Raw genomic sequence first — 664 nt, 5'->3', positions numbered from 1 at the left:
GTGAACACCACCGCAGACATCCGCGGCGTTGCTGTCGACTTTCCGAGGTGCTGTCCCCGGTCGGACGACAGCGGTATTCAGCAGTCGGCGTATCGACGTTCTCGGAATGTCTTCATCCGCACGCCGTCGCCGGCTGCACATCCTCCATGCGAGTTGCGGGGCGAAGGGCGCCCGTTCGTCACGGCGTCACGGCACCTCTGCACATTGTCGTCATGGTTCCACACCCCAGAAGGGGCCGGTCAGGCCGACCTCGCGGAAGTAGGCCGCAGCGAGGGTGGGATCGCGGCGCTCATAGGGTGTGTCGAGCCTGCCGTCGTACCAGTGCGCGGCGAGGTTCCAGAGCGTGGTCAGCGTCATCACATACCCGCGAGTGTTGCCCGTTCTGGCGAGCCAGTCGTCGAGGCAGCTCTCGTCGCAATAGATCTGTTGGTTCTCGCAGGCGTGGGTGGCGTCGGGCCAGATCTCGGCCGCAGGGACGAGGAAGTGCGCGATCTGGTCGCCCGAGGGCGGGTACTCGTTTGTGACTGTCCATGCGTGGGCTGCGCCGCAGGCGGGGCAGGTGGTCGCGATGAGCGCGGACGGGGAGTGGGGGACGAGGTGCGGAATTGCGAATGCGTCCCAGGCACATCCGCCCCACCAGAGTGTGGTCGTGCTCATGACGGAG

Annotated in this window: 1 protein-coding gene; it reads right to left on the bottom strand. The window is 66.1% G+C overall.

The window, feature by feature from the left end; translation table 11 throughout:
• Positions 1 to 210: 210 nt before the first annotated feature.
• Positions 211 to 664 (bottom strand): organomercurial lyase (merB, locus tag ASG00_RS13960; protein ID WP_235559609.1); only part of this gene is annotated, 454 nt, incomplete at its 5' end.

The organism is Microbacterium sp. Leaf351 (assembly GCF_001423825.1).
Lineage (GTDB): Bacteria > Actinomycetota > Actinomycetes > Actinomycetales > Microbacteriaceae > Microbacterium > Microbacterium ginsengisoli.
This window is presented reverse-complemented; position numbering and strand designations above follow the sequence as displayed.